We start from the raw sequence: 17301 nt of genomic DNA, 5'->3' as shown, positions 1-17301 counted from the left end.
GTTAGCAATCAGCATGGGCTAATTATTAACTATTAATTCTTAATTGTTAATTCCAGTAAGTCGCTCATGGAACCGTTGAACACATTCAAATCGACTTGCTCATTTATTCCCGGCATGGTTCCTACATCCGTGTGTTGCCAAAATTTCCATTCGCCTTCGTATCTCACCGAATCCACATAATAATGTGCAATCCAATAAGGATATGTATTAAAAACAGAATCAGACAAGTATTTGTTCTTGAATTTATAAGAAGTGTATAATATAGGCTTTACTTTATAATGTCTTTCAACCCTGTTCAACCATACAAGCAGGTCTCTTTTCAGTTTAACCGCATCCTTTGGTCTTTTCTCAATATCAAGTACCGGAGGCAAGTCGCCCGCTTTCAATTTTACATTGTCAATAAAGAAATCCGCCTGTTTCACAGGATCTGTATTGGGATTATAGAAATGGTATGCGCCACGTATGAAATGCATACTGTCAGCCTCGGCAAAATTGTAGTCGAAAGCCCTGTCCTTGAAATCTCCTCCCTCTGTGGCCTTTATAAATACGAAACGTACCGGAAACTGTGCATACTGTACACTTTTCAATACTTTCCAGTCTATTTCGTCCTGATGATGTGAAACATCTATTCCATGTACTGCATATCCATAAGGGAGACAAACTCCGTATGCTTTCATCCCATAACACGGTTTCCACCTGTATGAATACGGACGTATGAAGAAATAATAAAATCCAACCACGAATATCAATGCACCGACTGCCATCAATACGTAATGGGCAGTATCCGACAGTTTTACAGACTGTGACTGTTTCTTTGAAGTGGAAGATTTAGCCCTTACCGGTTTGCGACTTCCGCCATTTGCTGTTTGCAACGGTTTGCGTCTTGCGGCAGGCCTTTTTGCAACCTTCTTCTCCACAGAAACTTTCGGTTCTTTTATCATGGTTAAAAAATTTATATTATAAAATCAAACAGAGAATTGAATTTCGAGTACATTCACTATATTAAAAGAATCACCACAGGAGCATACATACTCTGTTGCTTGTCTGTGGTGATTCCTGGCAATTATATCATATCAGTCATTAACCGATATTATTTAGCCTGTTCCAACTGAAGAGTCTTTGTTGGTTGGTCGCAAACTTCTGTAGGACCGAAGTACTGGATAGGACCTGGATAAACATATGCAGTTTCCTTAGCCCAAGCTTCACGCTGTGCAGCGAATGCTTTGAAAGGAGCACCGTCAAGTTTAACAAGAGCCTTCTGTATAACTGGTTTCATTTCGCCGTGACGACGTTCCATGTTCATCATCATTGTGATAGGCACACCACCTGCAATCCATTCAGCAGCAGGAGCAGTAGTGTTGCGCACTGATGACATGTAACCTGTCTTACCGCTTGCGATAAGCAATGAAGCAGTGTAACCAAGTGAGTAACAGTAGTCAGCGTCGAAGTTAGATGGAGCAGCGCAACGTCCTTCGTAACCGAAGAAGTGGTGCTGTGCAGAGAACTTACCTGCGAACTTGCCTTCAGCCTTCCATGCAGCAAGTTTCTTGCCTACCATTTCAGAAAGAAGTTTTTCTGTTTCGATAAGTGATACCTGTACGTTTCCGTGTGGGTCGCGGTCAAGTGACAACTGACGAGCAACACCTTCTGGAAGAGAAGCATAAATAGCAGCGTTTTCAGCAGAAAGCTTGCTGATGATATATTCACGCTGTTTGTTAGGTTCAATTTTGTTGAATTCTTCACCGTTAGCTGCAAGGAAGTCGTTAAGTTCAGCGATAAGAGCCTTCATGGCAGGGATGAACTCGATAAGACCTTCCGGGATAAGAACGATACCGAAGTTGTTTCCTTCAGCAGCACGGTTTGCAACAGCCTGAGCGATAGAAGTAACTACATCGTCAAGTGACATGTTCTTAGCTTCAACTTCTTCAGAGATGATACAGATGTTTGGCTGAGTCTGAAGAGCACATTCAAGAGCGATGTGAGAAGCAGAACGTCCCATCAATTTGATGAAGTGCCAGTATTTGCGAGCTGAGTTACAGTCGCGTTCGATGTTACCGATAACTTCTGAATATGTCTTACATGCAGTATCGAAACCGAATGATGTTTCAATCATTTCGTTCTTCAAGTCACCGTCGATAGTCTTAGGACAACCGATTACCTGTACGCCATAGTTCTTGGCAGCATAATATTCAGCCAATACACAAGCGTTAGTGTTAGAGTCATCACCACCGATGATAACCAAAGCCTTGATACCAAGTTCTTTCAAGATTTCGTAACCTTTTTCGAACTGTTCTTCTTTTTCAAGTTTTGTACGACCTGAACCGATGATATCGAAACCACCTGTGTTGCGGTATTCGTCGATGATATCAGCAGTAAGTTCTTTATAGTTGTGGTCAACCAAACCGCCAGGACCAAGGATAAATCCGTAAAGTTTGTTGTTAGGATTAAGTTTCTTGATACCGTCGAAAAGACCAGAGATAACGTTATGTCCACCAGGAGCCTGTCCACCAGACAAGATAACACCGACATTCATCTCTGCAGTGTTCTGAGCCTGTCCTTCTACGAACTGGATCAAAGGCATTCCGTAAGTGTTAGGGAACAACTTTTTGATAGCTTCCTGATCGGCTACAGACTGAGTAGCTTCACCTTCCTTCACTGCAACCGCACCTGTCAGGGCTTTTGGTAATTTTGGCTGATAAGCAGCTCTAGCAATTTGTAATGCACTTTTTGTCATAATTTCAAAATTTATTTATATAAGGTGTATATTATTTTATTCTATACGTTTTAAAATTCGCCTTGCCGTTTTAATAAAAACGTGCGGACGTTTTATTTTAAATGCTTTTTCAACGTTCCGTGCAAATTTCGCCTTTTTTTCGGAAATACGAAAATGACGGATAAAAAAAATACACCATAGGAATAATATTTGACAAAAAGAAGTAGATATTCCAACAAAAACATTATCTTTACGACAAAATATTTTTTATTAATCAATTAAAATCATAGAATTATGGCTAGTAGAAGAGACTTGAAAAAACATGTGAACTATATTTCTGAAGTAACTGTTGGTATGTGTATTATAGAAGGCATGAACGCCGAAGGTGAAAGACGTGAAGCTATCGCAAACCTTGTAGAAAAGACACTAAACCTCCGTTCAGATATAATAAGCCGAATCAGCCATACTGAACCGGGAAATGTAAAAGGTTTCTACAAAAAACTGAAATCGGATTTCAATACACAGATTGAAGAAGTATTCAACAAGCTGAACGAAAAATAATCCACTGACAGGAGGAAATGAAGAAAGCGCTTTTCAGTTTTATTTACTTCAAACTATTGGGATGGAAGGCTGAAGTCAATGTTCCCGATTACGACAAATGTATAATCTGTGCTGCCCCACATACCACCAACTGGGACCTGATAATAGGAAAACTGTTCATCGGTGCAATAGGTCGCGAATCTGGTTTCCTGATGAAGAAAGAATGGTTTTTCTTCCCGCTGGGATACCTGTTCAGATGGATGGGCGGAATACCGGTAAACAGGAACAAACGAACTTCACTGGTTGAACAAACTGTGGAACTGATAAAGAAAAGTCCGAAATTCCATTTGGCAATAACTCCGGAAGGTACACGTTCGGCAAACCCTAATTGGAAAAAAGGTTTTTATTTCATAGCAAGCGGCGCAAATATACCTATTGTGCTTATAGGTATTGATTATCAGAAAAAGTGCATTTATGCCAACAAAGCTATCATGCCTACAGGTGATATTGATAAAGACATGCGCGAAATAAAACTCTACTTCAAGGATTTCAAGGGAAAACATCCTGAGAAGTTCGATATAGGAGAGGTTTAAAAACAAAAACGGCTGTAAATTATTTGATTTACAGCCGTTTTTGTTTTTAAACTGAAACTTAAGCAAATATCCTAGAAATCAATAATAAACTCATCGAAGCTGGTATTCTCTATTCCTATTTTCTCTTTCAGCCTCATCTTGCGTCTGGATATGCTGGCCTTTGCAATGTGATATATTTCTGAAAGCATTGACATGGAAAGCTCCATCTTAACCAGACAGCAGAAACGTATGTCATCGTCAGTAAGTTGCGGACAAAGCGTCTTCAATCTCTCCGTGAACATATCGAAACAAGCATCTGCATTGCCTGTTATTATATTCCAGTCATCATCCGAAAGATGTAGGGAACCTTGCGCATTCTGCCTCCTCATTATCACCGGAAGAGTGATATTGTTAAGTTGCTTATAATAGTCAATATTCTTGTTAAGCTTTTCTATCTCTTTCTGTTTCAGTTCTTCCTGCTTGCGCGCAAGCGATATTTCCATATCCCTGCGTTTTATGGTCTCTTCCATTTTCAGACATGTTTCTTCCCTCAGACGTTCCGTCAGTTTACGCTTATTGGAACGGTAATAATGGAGCAATATGGATAAGAACATAATAAGAAGTAATGCGGCAAGTACAAAGTTGGAAAACATCAACTGGCTTGATGCAGCTTGCATCTCAGCCTTGTTGGCACGTTTTTTCTGTATGTTATATTCATGTAATCCGTGCATCTTTTCCATAAATTCATCACGCCTGTCCTCTATCAGAGAATCAAGAGTTGCAGTATATTTCTTAAGAAAATCATAAGCTTGCGGAAGTTTTCCCAAACCGTCATACATTTCAGCCATAGCCTTGTACGATTTAATACGTGCAGGCATATCTACACTATACATGTTGGGGATTATATAATGCAATGCAGAATCAGAGTTCCCGTTCAAGGTGTATGCCAGTCCTTTTAACATGAGCAGTTCACTCTTCAACTGGGGAATCGGCCCCAGTTCCAGACCTTTGTCGGCAAAATACACTACGCTGTCAGAATTACCCGAAGCCATATATGCCTCCGACAAATGTTTATATATATCCGACTTAGTATTATCGTTTTTATCATATAAATATGCCAATGCCTTCCTTAAAGTGGAATATACCTTCGGCATGTCTTTTTTATTCAGATAATATAATGCCTTTTCATGTAGGAAATCTATGTTTGCCGATGAATCGTGCAGTGACTTCAACAAGCGTTCAGCTGAATTTATGTACGACTTTTCCATATCATGCCTCATCTTGAAACGGTATATTTTCGCCAATTCCAGATTAATCTTAAAATGAAGCATACTGTCCGATCCGGCATATTCACCTGCCATGACATAACTGTCTATGGCCCTGAGAAGATAAAAATTCTTATGCTGAATTCGGGCCTGATAAAAATAGGCCATAGCAAGACAGGAATCCATTTCCTCACGCGAAAATACCTTGACTGAAAAATTCAAAATAGAATCATTCTTTGGAAAACTGTCTTTATCGCACATGTCTTTCACCATCGACAAAACGTTTACTGCACGTTTCACATCGGCATCATCACGACGCGAACAAGAAGACATGATAAAGACAAAAAGAAAAGAATATATCAGATATCTGAAAAAACTGTATAAAGACATAAAATCAAGATAAGGTTAATATTATTACGAAGATACAAAACCGTATTAATATCTAAATAATATACAGTCTTTTCAGATATATTTTTTTAGTCTTTTAAGTGTTATATACATGAATAAACTATCAATCCTCGAATAAGGCATTCAGTGCGGACTCCTCTCCCACTACCCAAACGATATCACCTTGTTGCAATTCTGCATCTACATCAGGCTGACGCAATGACATATCGCCGGAAGATTCAACTCCTACTACAAGGCAGTGATATTTGTTTCTAATTCCACTTTCGCGGATAGTCTTTCCAACAAACTTTGAATTTTCGGTCACAACAAACTGTTTCAGAAGCATCTCTTTCTTCTCAAAGTCATCATCCACACACCCCTCCGAAACAGCTTCAGCATGTTCGGCAAATGCCGACAATTGCGAGTCGGAACCTATAACCTGAATTGTATCACCCGGGAATATTCTTGTCTGTCCACCCGGAATATTGATTCTGTGCGTACCACGTATGATTGAAGCCACATGAACTCCAAATCTTTTCCCCAAGTTAAGTTCCATCAGAGTCAAACCTGCCCACAATGAATCTGCCGAAATCTTTATATCCGTCAGGTGTATATCCCTGTCGAGCAATCGTCCTGCGTACTCCGGTTTCTTGCTTCCCCTATAAACCATAAACATATCCTTCGACCTCATATTCTGGACGAAAGTCCTCTCCATCAGAATTGACTGTTTCTTCAGGAAACGGGAGAATATCATTGTAAGCACCACGACTATTGCCACTCCGACAACTATAGCGACGGAAGCCTGGAATATATGGTTAATCACATAAATCACGAATATCACACCTATCACTATTCTGAGTATCACCACAGATATCAGAGGAGCATGATTGAACCTGCTGTCTTTCCACAAAGCCTTGAACTCGACGGAGTGGTTCTTCTTCATAATCATGGCACGCAGGAAAGGCGATATAAGAATTATCGTTATGGCCGCGCCTGCCCAACGTCCCCATTTGTCTCCCATAGTTTCAACAAGCAAAGGAAGAATAAAGCTGAAAGATATAAAAATGGCCGCAATAGTCAGTACAGAATATATCACAGTAATCCTGATTATGGCATAAATCAACGATTTCCAGTTACTCTGATAATTGGCCGGCTGGGTGGAGCCCGAGTATCTTTCTATCATGTTTCTCCATTTAGGAGGCATACGTTTATCTACAAAGTTATATGCCGGAACAGAAAGACGGATCATATAAGGTGTAAGGAACGTGGTTATTACAGACACCGCAACGACTATCGGATACAGAAAATCGCTGGTCACGTTCAGACTTACACCAAGCGACGCTATGATAAACGCGAACTCACCTATCTGTGTCAGACTGAAACCGCACTGCATGGAGGTCTTGAGCGACTGCCCGGAAAGCAGCACACCGCCTGTACCGAATATGGTCTGTCCTAGTAGGATTGCCACTATTATGGCTACAATAGGCCATATATACTCAACTATCAGATTAGGATCGACCATCATACCCACAGACACGAAGAATATGGCACCGAACAAGTCCTTTACAGGGGCAACCAGCTTTTCAATACGCTCCGAATCGAGTGTCTCGGCAAGTATGGAACCCATAATGAAAGCTCCGAATGCCGGAGAGAATCCCACCTTGGCAGCCAGGACCACCATTCCGAAACACATGCCCAAGGAGAATATCAGAAGTGTCTCGTCACTCATCAGCTTACGCGAGCGCTTGAGGAATGTAGGAATGAGATACATGCCGACCACGAACCACAAGATAAGGAAGAACACCAGTTTCAGGATACTACCTACCATCTCCATTCCTTCGAAATTCTTGCTCACAGCCATTGTGGAAAGCATAACCATAAGTACGATGGCAAGAATATCTTCAATAATAAGAATACTCAACACAAGTCCTGTGAATTTCTGCTGCCTGATGCCCAAATCATCAAATGCTTTATATATAATGGTGGTAGATGACATGGCAAGCATACCTCCCAGATAGATACAGTCCATCTGCTTCCATCCGAAGGTCCAACCTACGAATATTCCCACCGCTATCATACACAGGATAATGGTGCATGCCGAAATAACTGCCGCCCCCCCGACTTTCATCAGTTTCTTGAAACTGAAATCAAGACCAAGGGCAAACAAAAGGAATATCACACCTATATCCGACCAGGTCTTTATACTGTCGGCATCAGTTACGGAAGGAGTAAAAGTGAAATGCGGACTGGCCAAAAATCCGGCAACTATATACCCCAGCACCAATGGCTGTTTCAGTTTCTTGAACACAAGGGTCATTATACCGGCACATATCAATATCAGGGCCAAATCGCTTATTAAAGGAGCCAAATGAGACATAATCGTTATAAATAGTTATTACAACCGCAAAATTACTAAATAAAATAATAGCAAAAGCGGAAGTCTATGTAAAATATCACATAAACTTCCGCTTTATAATATCAAAAAGACAATATTTTTATTTTCTGAAAGGAGGTTTGACTACTATGGCTTTAAGTTTTCTGCCACGATTGTCCAGACATATTTCTGTTCCCGGCTTGGAAAATTCAGTTTTGACATATCCCATGCCTATACCTATCTTACGTGTTGGCGACATTGTTCCAGATGTAACATTACCGATAACGTTTCCATCCATATCAGTAAGAGGATAACCGTGTCTCGGAATACCTCTGTCTATCATCTCAAAACCTACAAGCTTGCGTGAAACGCCTTCTGCCTTTTGCTTCTCAAGTGCGGCACGGTTTGTAAAGTTCTTTCCGTCAACAAACTTTGTTATCCATCCCAGCCCAGCTTCTATAGGCGAAGTCGTATCGTCTATATCGTTACCATACAGACAGAATCCCATTTCGAGTCTCAAAGTATCGCGGGCTCCCAAGCCTATTGGTTTGATGCCGAACTCCTCGCCTGCCTCGAACACTGCATTCCAGATTTTCTCTGCATCCTGCGGATAGAAATATAGTTCGAAACCTCCCGCACCGGTATATCCTGTGTTGGATATAATGACATTTTTCACACCGGCAAGTTCGCCAACCTTAAAAGTATAATAAGGAATATCAGCCAGAACAATATCTGTTAGCTTCTGCAATGTATCAATGGCTTTAGGTCCCTGTATAGCGAGCTGTCCGATATTGTCGGACGAATTTTCCAGTTCTGCACCGACTGTGTTATGCGAAACGCACCAGTTCCAGTCCTTTTCTATATTTGCCGCATTCACCACAAGCATATATTTGTCGGGCTCGTATGCATAAACCAATAGGTCATCTACTATTCCGCCATCTTCATTAGGGAAACATGAATATTGAATTTTTCCCGGAGTAAGTACTGCAGCATTGTTCGAGGTAACCAGCTGAATGAATTCAAGCGCAGATGGTCCCTTTACCCAGAATTCTCCCATATGCGAAACATCAAAGACTCCCACACCCTGACACACCGTCAGGTGTTCTTCGATAATTCCTGAATATTCAATCGGCATATTGTAACCTGCGAATTCATGCATCTTAGCTCCAAGAGCTATATGCTTCTCTGTAAATGGAGTAGTTTTCATAAGTATAAGTTTAAAGTTTGTGAGTTTATTAGTTTATGAGATTATAAGTTTATAAGTTTGTTATTACCAACTTAAAAACTTACAAACTCACAAACTATTACAATAATCAATATCTGTTTGCTGTCAGTTCCGCAATTTTCACTATTACCTTTACAGCCTTTTCTATAGACTGAACAGGAACAAACTCGTATCTTCCGTGGAAATTCAATCCTCCCGCAAAGATATTAGGACAAGGCAATCCCTTGAACGACAGTTGCGCACCGTCAGTACCTCCTCGTATAGCCTTGACCTTAGGCTCTACTCCGGCCTCTTTCATCGCACCGAATGCAATGTCAATGATGTGCATCAGCGGTTCCACCTCCTGACGCATGTTGTAATACTGGTCTTTAAGTTCCACTGCAACAATTTCACTGCCATATTTGGCGTTGATCCTGCTTGCACAATCGGCAACGAAAGCCTTTCTGCTTTCAAATTTTTCCCTGTCATGATCGCGGATGATATATGAAAGTTCCGACTGCTCTACCTCGCCCTTCATGCCTACCAGGTGATAGAAACCTTCGTAACCTTCGGTTGTGGCCGGAGTCTCATCAGCCGGTAGCATAGACATAAACTCATTTGCTACAAGCATTGAATTTATCATCTTGTTTTTCGCATAACCCGGATGAACATTTCTTCCTTTTATCACTATTTTTGCGGCTGCGGCATTGAAATTCTCAAATTCAAGTTCGCCCACTTCGCCTCCGTCCATTGTATAGGCCCATTTGGCACCGAACTTCTGTACATCGAATTTATGTGCTCCCAAACCGATTTCCTCATCAGGGTTGAAACCTATTCTGATCTTTCCATGCTTGATTTCGGGATGTTCTTTCAGATATGCCATAGCAGAAACTATCTCGGCGATACCAGCCTTGTCGTCGGCACCAAGAAGAGTATGACCATCGGTCACAATAAGGTCTTCACCCTTATGGTCAAGCAATTCAGGGAACTGCGAAGGGGAAAGAACAATATTTTCCTTATTGCATAATACTATATCAGTTCCGTCATAATTCTCTACTATACGAGGTTTGACGTTAGCACCGCTCATATCAGGACTTGTATCCATGTGGGCGATAAATCCTACCACCGGAACAGGTCTGTCTATATTTGCCGGCAAGGTGGCAAACAAATATCCGTTTTCATCAAGGGAGATTTCTTCAAGTCCAAGTTCCTGAAGTTCCTGCTGCAGATATTTCGCAAAAACCATCTGCTTTGCGGTACTTGGAGTAACGCCTGTATTCTCGTCCGACTGGGTATCAAAAGTCACATACTTTAAAAATCTGTCTATTACTGTCATGTTTTTTATATGTTAAATTATTGATTGATGTAAAGTTAAATAAATGGTTTCTAATAACAAAACTACATATCCTTTTTTTGGTAATTTTTCATACTCGGAAACTCATTTAAAAGGAAATACATCATAAAAACCAAAAAGTATTATCAAAAGAACATCAAACTATTGAGTAAGTTTCGTAATTTTGCACCAAAATATATATAATAGATAGAATGAAATTATATCCTACATTATTACTCATAGCGTGTCTGACAGCGCTTCCAGTGAAAACTTTAGGACAAGAAGCAGAGATTGTAAAACAAGGTATTCCTATTGCCGGCGATACAACAGTCGTTCTAAGCAAAAAAGAACTCAAAAGACAAAAAAAAGCCCAACGAAACGTACATTATAATATTCTTGGCGGTCCGAGCTATACCCCTGATTTCGGTTTATTGGTAGGTGGTAGCGCTCTGGTAACTTTCAGCATGAATCCAAAGGACAGCACCATGAAGCGTTCGGTAGTTCCTGCTTCCGTAGCACTGATGTTCAAAGGTGGACTTAATATAGTGGTAAAACCACAATTGTTCTTCAAGAACGATAAATTCCGTATCTTCGGACAATTCATCTACAAGAACACACAGGAGAACTATTACGGAGTGGGATATACCACCAACAAGAATTACATCCGAGGCAAAGAAACCAGCCAATACAAATACAGCGGAATACAGGTTAACCCATGGTTCCTTTTCCGTATAAAAGAAACAAATTTTTTTGCCGGTCCGCAGATTGACTTGAACTACGACCACATGATGAATGTGGCTGAAGGTATAACACAAGACAAGAATTACATAAAGGCCGGAGGTACTGCCGACGGATACAGCAATTTCAGTTCCGGTCTGGGATTCCTGTTAAGTTACGACACACGCGACATTCCAGCCAATCCGTTTAAAGGTCTGTATTTTGATTTCCGCGGTGTAATGTATCAGAAATGGTTAGGTGGCGATGACAATTACTACCGTTTGGAATTCGACTACCGCCAGTACAAGTCGGTAGGCAAAAGAAAAGTCCTGGCATGGACAGTACAGAGCAAAAACGTATTCGGCAATAATATACCTCTGAACAAGTATGTGCTTAGCGGTACTCCGTTCGACCTCAGAGGCTACTATATGGGACAGTTCCGCGACAAGTCATCACATCTTGCAATACTGGAATACAGACAGATGTTCAATACCGACAGAAGTAACTGGTGGAAGAAAGTAGCTAACCGCTTAGGATACGTAGTATGGGGAGGCGCCGGTTTTATGGGACCGAATCCAGGCAAGATCGAAGGTGTACTGCCCAACGCAGGTGTCGGTCTGAGAATAGAAGTACAGCCACGTATGAACTTCAGACTTGATATAGGTAGGGACTTCGTAAACAAACAGAACCTATTCTATATAAATATGACAGAAGCATTCTGATAAAACATTTCATATACTAAAAAACTCCGCAAGGTACGATGACCTGCGGAGTTTTTTTATATATGTCTTATTTATATCAGAAACAGCTTGAACCGTCGAAACAGTGTGTACAAACCTTACACTTAGGAAGTCCGATAGCCTCAATCAAAGTTTCAAGGGTATTGAACTTCAGCGAAGTCAGTCCGAAACGAGACCTGATGCGCTCCACCAGTTCCTTATACTCAGGAGAATCAGTAGTAGCATACTTGTCAAGTTTAGCATTCTCATCACCTTCTATTTCCTTGATAATACGGCGTGTGATAAGTTCCATGTCACTCTTTGACGAAGTGAAACCGATAAACGGACATCCGTAAATAAGCGGCGGACAAGCTATACGCATGTGTACCTCTTTTGCTCCGTAATCATAGAGAATATTCACATTATCGCGAAGTTGGGTACCACGTACAATAGAGTCATCGCAGAACAACAGTCTCTTACCCTGAAGCATAGAGCGGTTAGGTATAAGTTTCATCTTTGCCACAAGCGAACGCATACTCTGATTGCTAGGAGTAAAGCTGCGAGGCCAAGTAGGAGTATATTTTGCTATTGCACGATGATAAGGAATACCTTTTCCTTCGGCATAACCCAGCGCCATACCTACACCGGAGTCAGGAATACCGCAAGCGCAGTCCACTTCAGAATCGTCAGTCTGTCCCATCTTGTAACCGGACATAAAACGAACTTCCTCTACATTCCTTCCTTCGTATGAAGAAACAGGGAAACCATAGTAAACCCACAAAAAAGAGCAGATCTGCATTTTGTCATTAGGTTTACGCATCTGCTCCAATCCATCGGCGCGCATACGGATAATCTCTCCCGGGCCGACATATTTTTCTATTTCAAAATCAAGGTTTGGCAAACTGCTCGACTCGCTAGTTGCAGCATATGCACCATTCTTCTTACCTATGATAATCGGAGTACGTCCCCACTTGTCGCGTGCAACGATTATGCCATCTTCAGTAAGAATAAGCATTGAGCAAGAACCTTTTATCTTGTTGAATACATTCTCTATACCATCCACGAAATCCTTTCCCTGAACAATAAGCAATGCTACAAGTTCCGTCTGATTGGTTTTGCCCATACTCATTTCCGACAGATGCATGTTCGATGAAAGAAGCTCATTTACCAACTCCTCTTCATTATTGATTTTTGCCACTGTCACTATAGCGAACTTGCCCAAGTGAGAGTTTATCATAATAGGCTGCGGATCGGTATCGCTTATAACTCCAATACCTGCATTTCCTTTAAATTGCGGCAACTCTGATTCGAACTTAGTGCGGAAATAAGAACTTTCCAAACTGTGGATAGCGCGCATGAAACCCTCACCGGCAGAGTAAGTAGCCATTCCGGCACGCTTTGTGCCAAGGTGAGAATTATAGTCTGTGCCGTAAAACAAATCGGTCACACATTCAGCCTTAGAGACTGTACCAAAAAAACCTCCCATTCTTTTAAAACAATTAAATTAGTTTAAGCGGAACAAAAGTACAAAAAATTCAGAAAATATGCATAAGCATGAAGGTATAAAGGTTACAAAAAAAATCGCTCAAACTACAATCTGAAAACAAAAAACATGTTTTACTTTGGATAACCCTCATTATGCATTACCTTTACGCGAAATAAAAACTTATAACCAAATGATACAGAAAACTTACAAGGCTTATCTTTTCGATTTCGACTATACACTCGCCGACTCGTCACGCGGCATAGTTATGTGTTTCAGAAATGTACTCGCCACGCACGGACATGAAGGCATCAGCGACGAAGCCATAAAGCGTACCATAGGAAAAACTCTTGAGGAATCATTTACTATACTTACAGGCATAGACGATAAAGAAACTCTGGCCGCCTACCGCAAAGAATATGTGACACAAGCCGACAAACTAATGACAGCAAACACAGTTTTGTTTCCGGAAACACTCGATGTGCTCTCACGCCTGAAGGAAAGAGGAGCAAAAATCGGAATAATCTCTACAAAGTACAGATACAGAATAATGGAACTGTTGGAAACGAAACTGCCTGAAGGATTTCTTGACATAATCGTAGGCGGAGAGGATGTAAAAACTCCAAAGCCTTCGCCCGAGGGATTGATGTTCGCCATAGGTCATCTGGGATTAGAAACAGCAGATGTCCTGTATTGCGGCGACAGCACCGTAGATGCGGAGACGGCACGCAACGCCGGAGCTGATTTCGCAGGTGTACTGCACGGGATGACCACTCGATATGAACTTGAAATGTATCCTCACGTGAAAATAATGGACACCCTTGATGAAATTCTCTGACATAATTGGCGTAACACGAACGTGTAACGGGCGGAACACAAACGTGCAACGAGCGTAACACGAACGTGTAACGGGTGTAACACGAACGTGTAACGCCAACTGCGACAAAACATAAAAAAGGCGATGGCCGTCCACAAACAAGACAGCCATCGCCCTTATTTTGATATTAAAACAATGTTATTCCTTTATTCTGATAAGAATATTAGCCAGAATAGCTGTAAGACCACCTGTAGTGATACCTGACGAGAATATGTTCTTTACAGTTTCAGGCAACTGAGAAAGTATCTCCGGAACAAGCTCAACACTAAGACCGAAAGAGAAACTCAATGCCATTACCAAAGTAGCCTTTCTGTCAATCTTCTGAGAAGCGATAATACGTATTCCGGCAGCTGCCACAGTACCGAACATCAGCAGAGTGGCACCTCCAAGTACCGGCTCAGGCATAAGCGAGAACACAAGTCCTACCGCTGGGAACAGACCGAGCAGGATAAGGAAGCCGGCAATGAAATATCCCACATAGCGGCTGGCTACACCGGTAAGCTGTATCATACCGTTGTTCTGTGCGAAAATCGAGTTAGGGAAAGAGTTGAAGATACCTGCAAGCATAGAGTTGAAACCATCGGCAAGGATACCTCCCGAAGCACGTTTTACAAACTTCTCTCCTTCTACAGGCTCGCCTGAAATAAGCGAATTGGCAGTCACATCGCCATATGCCTCAATGGCTGTGATAAGATAGACAAGTCCCAGACCGATGATGGCAGAGATATCGAACGAGATACCATATTTGAAAGGTATAGGAATATTGAAACCTCCATAGCTCTGCACAGACGAGAAATCTACCATACCCAAAGCCCAGGCTACGACATATCCCACCAGAAGACCTATAACGATGGAACTCATGCGGAGATAGCGGTTCGAACTACGGTTGAAAATAATGATAAGCACAAGTACCAAAGCTGCCAGACCAACGTGCTGGAACGCTCCGAAAGTACCGTCATTCTGTGCCGTTACACCACCTCCACAAGCAGATATACCTACTTTGATAAGGCTCATACCGATAAGTGTAACAACGATACCCGACACTAGCGGAGTGATAATCTTGCGTGTATATTTAAGCACGCGGCTGATAAGCATCTCGACAGTAGAAGCAGCAATAGTTGCTCCGAATATAGAACTCAATCCTCCTGTCAGTCCGGCTGAAATGATAGGACCGATAAAAGAGAAACTTGTTCCCTGAATACATAAAAGTCCGCAACCGATAGGTCCTACCTTTCTGCACTGTATGAAAGTAGAAATACCAGACGCGAAAAGTGCCATGGAAACAAGGAAACCGGTAGTTTCGATGTCAAGTCCCAACGCTCCTGCTATGATAAGCGGAGGAGTGATGATTGCCACGAAAATAGCCAGCAAGTGTTGCAAGGCCGCAAAAATGGTATCCTTCAAAGGTGGGCGGTCGTTAAGTCCGTAAATCAGCCCCTCGCCTGGGGCTACATTCTGTTCATTTTCCATTTGTTGATTTGAGTTTTTGAGTTTATGAGTTTTTATTCTTCTTTAAGAACAATCTTACAGTCGTCAAGACTTTCAATGATGGCGAGTGACTCTACATGTACCCCCATGTTTCTGAGCTGTTCGCCTCCGTGTTGGAATGATTTCTCAATCAGGAATCCCATACCTACCAATTCAGCTCCCGCCTTGTTAACCAAGTCTATTATACCCTTGGCAGCATTACCGTTGGCAAGGAAATCGTCAATGAAAAGCACTTTATCACCAGGACACAGATAGTCGCTGCTTACGCATACATCATAATTTCTGTCTTTAGTAAAAGAATAAACAGTAGTGGTGAGCATATTCTCCATTGTGCTTGGTTTCTTTTTCTTTGCGAAGACTACGGGAAGTTCAAGCAAATAGCCCACCATGATGGCAGGAGCGATACCACTTGCTTCGATAGTCAGCACTTTGTTAATTTTGGTACTGGCAAAACGCCTTACAAATTCCACCGCCATGGATTTCATCAGAATAGGGTCCATCTGATGATTGATAAAGTTATCAACTTTAAGGATACCACCTTCAAAACATTTTCCGTCGCGCAATATCCGTTCCTTCAGTGCTTTCATACGTGCAACTAATAATTAAAAGAGTTTCTAAATGATTTTGAAAGTGCAAAATTACAAGAAATTTCTTTATGTATTACAAAATAATGACATTATATTACACCGAAGCCCCATTTAATATTACTTCATCCAACGTTATGACATTCCAATCCGTTACTTCATTACCTGTCATCACCAGTTTACCGTCAATAACCCTCAATGTAATTTTACTGAAACTTCCACCTGCAAAATTATTACCTAAATTGGCTGAAGCCTCGTATTCTTTGTCGCCGGAAATATATCTCAATGTAAATCTAAGAGGAGTTTGCAGTGTGATAGGGTTTATAAGTACCGTAACAGCCGACAAAGAAGACAAATCATTAATCTGTAATACTGAGATGTCATCAGATCCACTTTTCTTCATTCCTTCAGATGATGTATCGAATGAATAGACATGAGGAGTAACTATACCCTCACCGGAAAAGCTACACTCTTTCATGGAAAATGACTGTGACTGGTCGTCATTGATGACACTCAGATGCAACAGAGAATAAACGTGTACAAAAGAATTTTCCCCACTGAAAGATACAATTCCGTTATTATCAGCATAAGAAGTAACACATTTTCCTACCAGAAAGTCTTTTTCGCCGATATCAGATATATTACCTGACTGTACGGACAGGTCAGGCATAGGGACAGAAGAGCGCAATACATTATCGGTTTGTACACACGGATAATATGCCAGGAACTCAAAATCATCAGTACGGTTCTCCCACATCATACTGTTTTCCGTAGCCCAATTGCCATTCCTGTATGTCCACTCAACAGGATTATCAATATTCTCTATAAACATGCCTGTAATATCATTTTCACGGAAATCAACACTTCCGTCAACTGAAGTTACCGTTCTTGAAAATGGAGAGTTCCCTACTTCAACAAATAATTTTACAGACATATCATCATTTAATGGCAATTCATTTTTACATGAACAAAAAATCAGAGGCAATGATACCAGATAAAAGACTTTAGACATAATCATAATTAATTTATTTGTAATATCTAAACT

Annotated in this window: 14 protein-coding genes; 4 read left to right on the top strand and 10 right to left on the bottom strand. The window is 41.2% G+C overall.

The window, feature by feature from the left end; genetic code table 11:
* Positions 1–32 precede the first annotated feature (32 nt).
* Positions 33–941, bottom strand: coding sequence for a glycoside hydrolase family 25 protein (locus OCV82_RS10440; RefSeq protein WP_154044328.1), 909 nt, complete (start codon positions 939–941; stop codon positions 33–35).
* 149 nt (positions 942–1090) lie between these two features.
* Positions 1091–2734 (bottom strand): diphosphate--fructose-6-phosphate 1-phosphotransferase, encoded by a 1644-nt coding sequence (locus OCV82_RS10435; protein ID WP_154044327.1) that lies wholly within the window; start codon positions 2732–2734, stop codon positions 1091–1093.
* A 273-nt stretch (positions 2735–3007) separates the two neighbouring features.
* Between OCV82_RS10435 and OCV82_RS10430 the strand changes: the two genes are divergently transcribed.
* A complete protein-coding gene (locus OCV82_RS10430) occupies positions 3008–3274 on the top strand; it encodes a hypothetical protein (protein ID WP_154044326.1) in 267 nt (88 codons plus the stop codon).
* Positions 3275–3291: 17 nt separating this feature from the next.
* Positions 3292–3846, top strand: coding sequence for a 1-acyl-sn-glycerol-3-phosphate acyltransferase (locus OCV82_RS10425; RefSeq protein WP_154044325.1), 555 nt, complete (start codon positions 3292–3294; stop codon positions 3844–3846).
* Between the two features lie 71 nt (positions 3847–3917).
* Here the strand turns inward: OCV82_RS10425 and OCV82_RS10420 are convergent, their stop codons facing one another.
* From OCV82_RS10420 to pepT, 4 genes are all read right to left on the bottom strand, one after another.
* The gene (locus OCV82_RS10420) at positions 3918–5480 is read right to left on the bottom strand and encodes a tetratricopeptide repeat protein (protein WP_154044324.1); all 1563 of its coding nucleotides are present in this window, start codon (positions 5478–5480) and stop codon (positions 3918–3920) included.
* A 121-nt stretch (positions 5481–5601) separates the two neighbouring features.
* The gene (locus OCV82_RS10415; protein ID WP_154044323.1) at positions 5602–7854 is read right to left on the bottom strand and encodes a cation:proton antiporter; all 2253 of its coding nucleotides are present in this window, start codon (positions 7852–7854) and stop codon (positions 5602–5604) included.
* Positions 7855–7972: 118 nt separating this feature from the next.
* Complete coding sequence (gcvT, locus tag OCV82_RS10410) at positions 7973–9058, bottom strand: glycine cleavage system aminomethyltransferase GcvT (protein WP_154044322.1); 1086 nt, start codon at positions 9056–9058, stop codon at positions 7973–7975.
* 106 nt (positions 9059–9164) lie between these two features.
* Positions 9165–10391 carry a peptidase T gene (gene pepT, locus OCV82_RS10405; protein WP_154044321.1) on the bottom strand — a complete coding sequence of 409 codons (1227 nt, stop codon included), beginning with the start codon at positions 10389–10391 and terminating at the stop codon, positions 9165–9167.
* Between the two features lie 209 nt (positions 10392–10600).
* Between pepT and OCV82_RS10400 the strand changes: the two genes are divergently transcribed.
* Complete coding sequence (locus OCV82_RS10400) at positions 10601–11827, top strand: BamA/TamA family outer membrane protein (RefSeq protein WP_154044320.1); 1227 nt, start codon at positions 10601–10603, stop codon at positions 11825–11827.
* 76 nt (positions 11828–11903) lie between these two features.
* On the opposite strand, the gene OCV82_RS10395 is transcribed toward OCV82_RS10400, so the two are convergent.
* The gene (locus OCV82_RS10395; RefSeq protein ID WP_154044319.1) at positions 11904–13310 is read right to left on the bottom strand and encodes an amidophosphoribosyltransferase; all 1407 of its coding nucleotides are present in this window, start codon (positions 13308–13310) and stop codon (positions 11904–11906) included.
* A 190-nt stretch (positions 13311–13500) separates the two neighbouring features.
* On the opposite strand from OCV82_RS10395, the gene OCV82_RS10390 reads away from it, so the two are divergent.
* Positions 13501–14145 carry an HAD family hydrolase gene (locus OCV82_RS10390; protein ID WP_154044318.1) on the top strand — a complete coding sequence of 215 codons (645 nt, stop codon included), beginning with the start codon at positions 13501–13503 and terminating at the stop codon, positions 14143–14145.
* A gap of 177 nt (positions 14146–14322) precedes the next feature.
* Here the strand turns inward: OCV82_RS10390 and OCV82_RS10385 are convergent, their stop codons facing one another.
* The 3 genes from OCV82_RS10385 to OCV82_RS10375 form a co-directional block, all read right to left on the bottom strand.
* Positions 14323–15654, bottom strand: a complete 1332-nt coding sequence (locus OCV82_RS10385) for a nucleobase:cation symporter-2 family protein (RefSeq protein ID WP_154044317.1) — start codon at positions 15652–15654, stop codon at positions 14323–14325.
* A 32-nt stretch (positions 15655–15686) separates the two neighbouring features.
* Positions 15687–16259: a xanthine phosphoribosyltransferase gene (xpt, locus tag OCV82_RS10380; protein WP_154044316.1), complete on the bottom strand. Its 573-nt coding sequence runs from the start codon at positions 16257–16259 to the stop codon at positions 15687–15689.
* A 94-nt stretch (positions 16260–16353) separates the two neighbouring features.
* On the bottom strand, positions 16354–17268 hold the full coding sequence (locus tag OCV82_RS10375; RefSeq protein ID WP_262543486.1) for a fimbrillin family protein: 915 nt from the start codon (positions 17266–17268) through the stop codon (positions 16354–16356).
* Positions 17269–17301: the final 33 nt, after the last annotated feature.

Origin of the sequence: Bacteroides cellulolyticus (assembly GCF_025567135.1) — a bacterium.
GTDB lineage: Bacteria > Bacteroidota > Bacteroidia > Bacteroidales > Bacteroidaceae > Phocaeicola > Phocaeicola cellulolyticus.
This window is presented reverse-complemented; position numbering and strand designations above follow the sequence as displayed.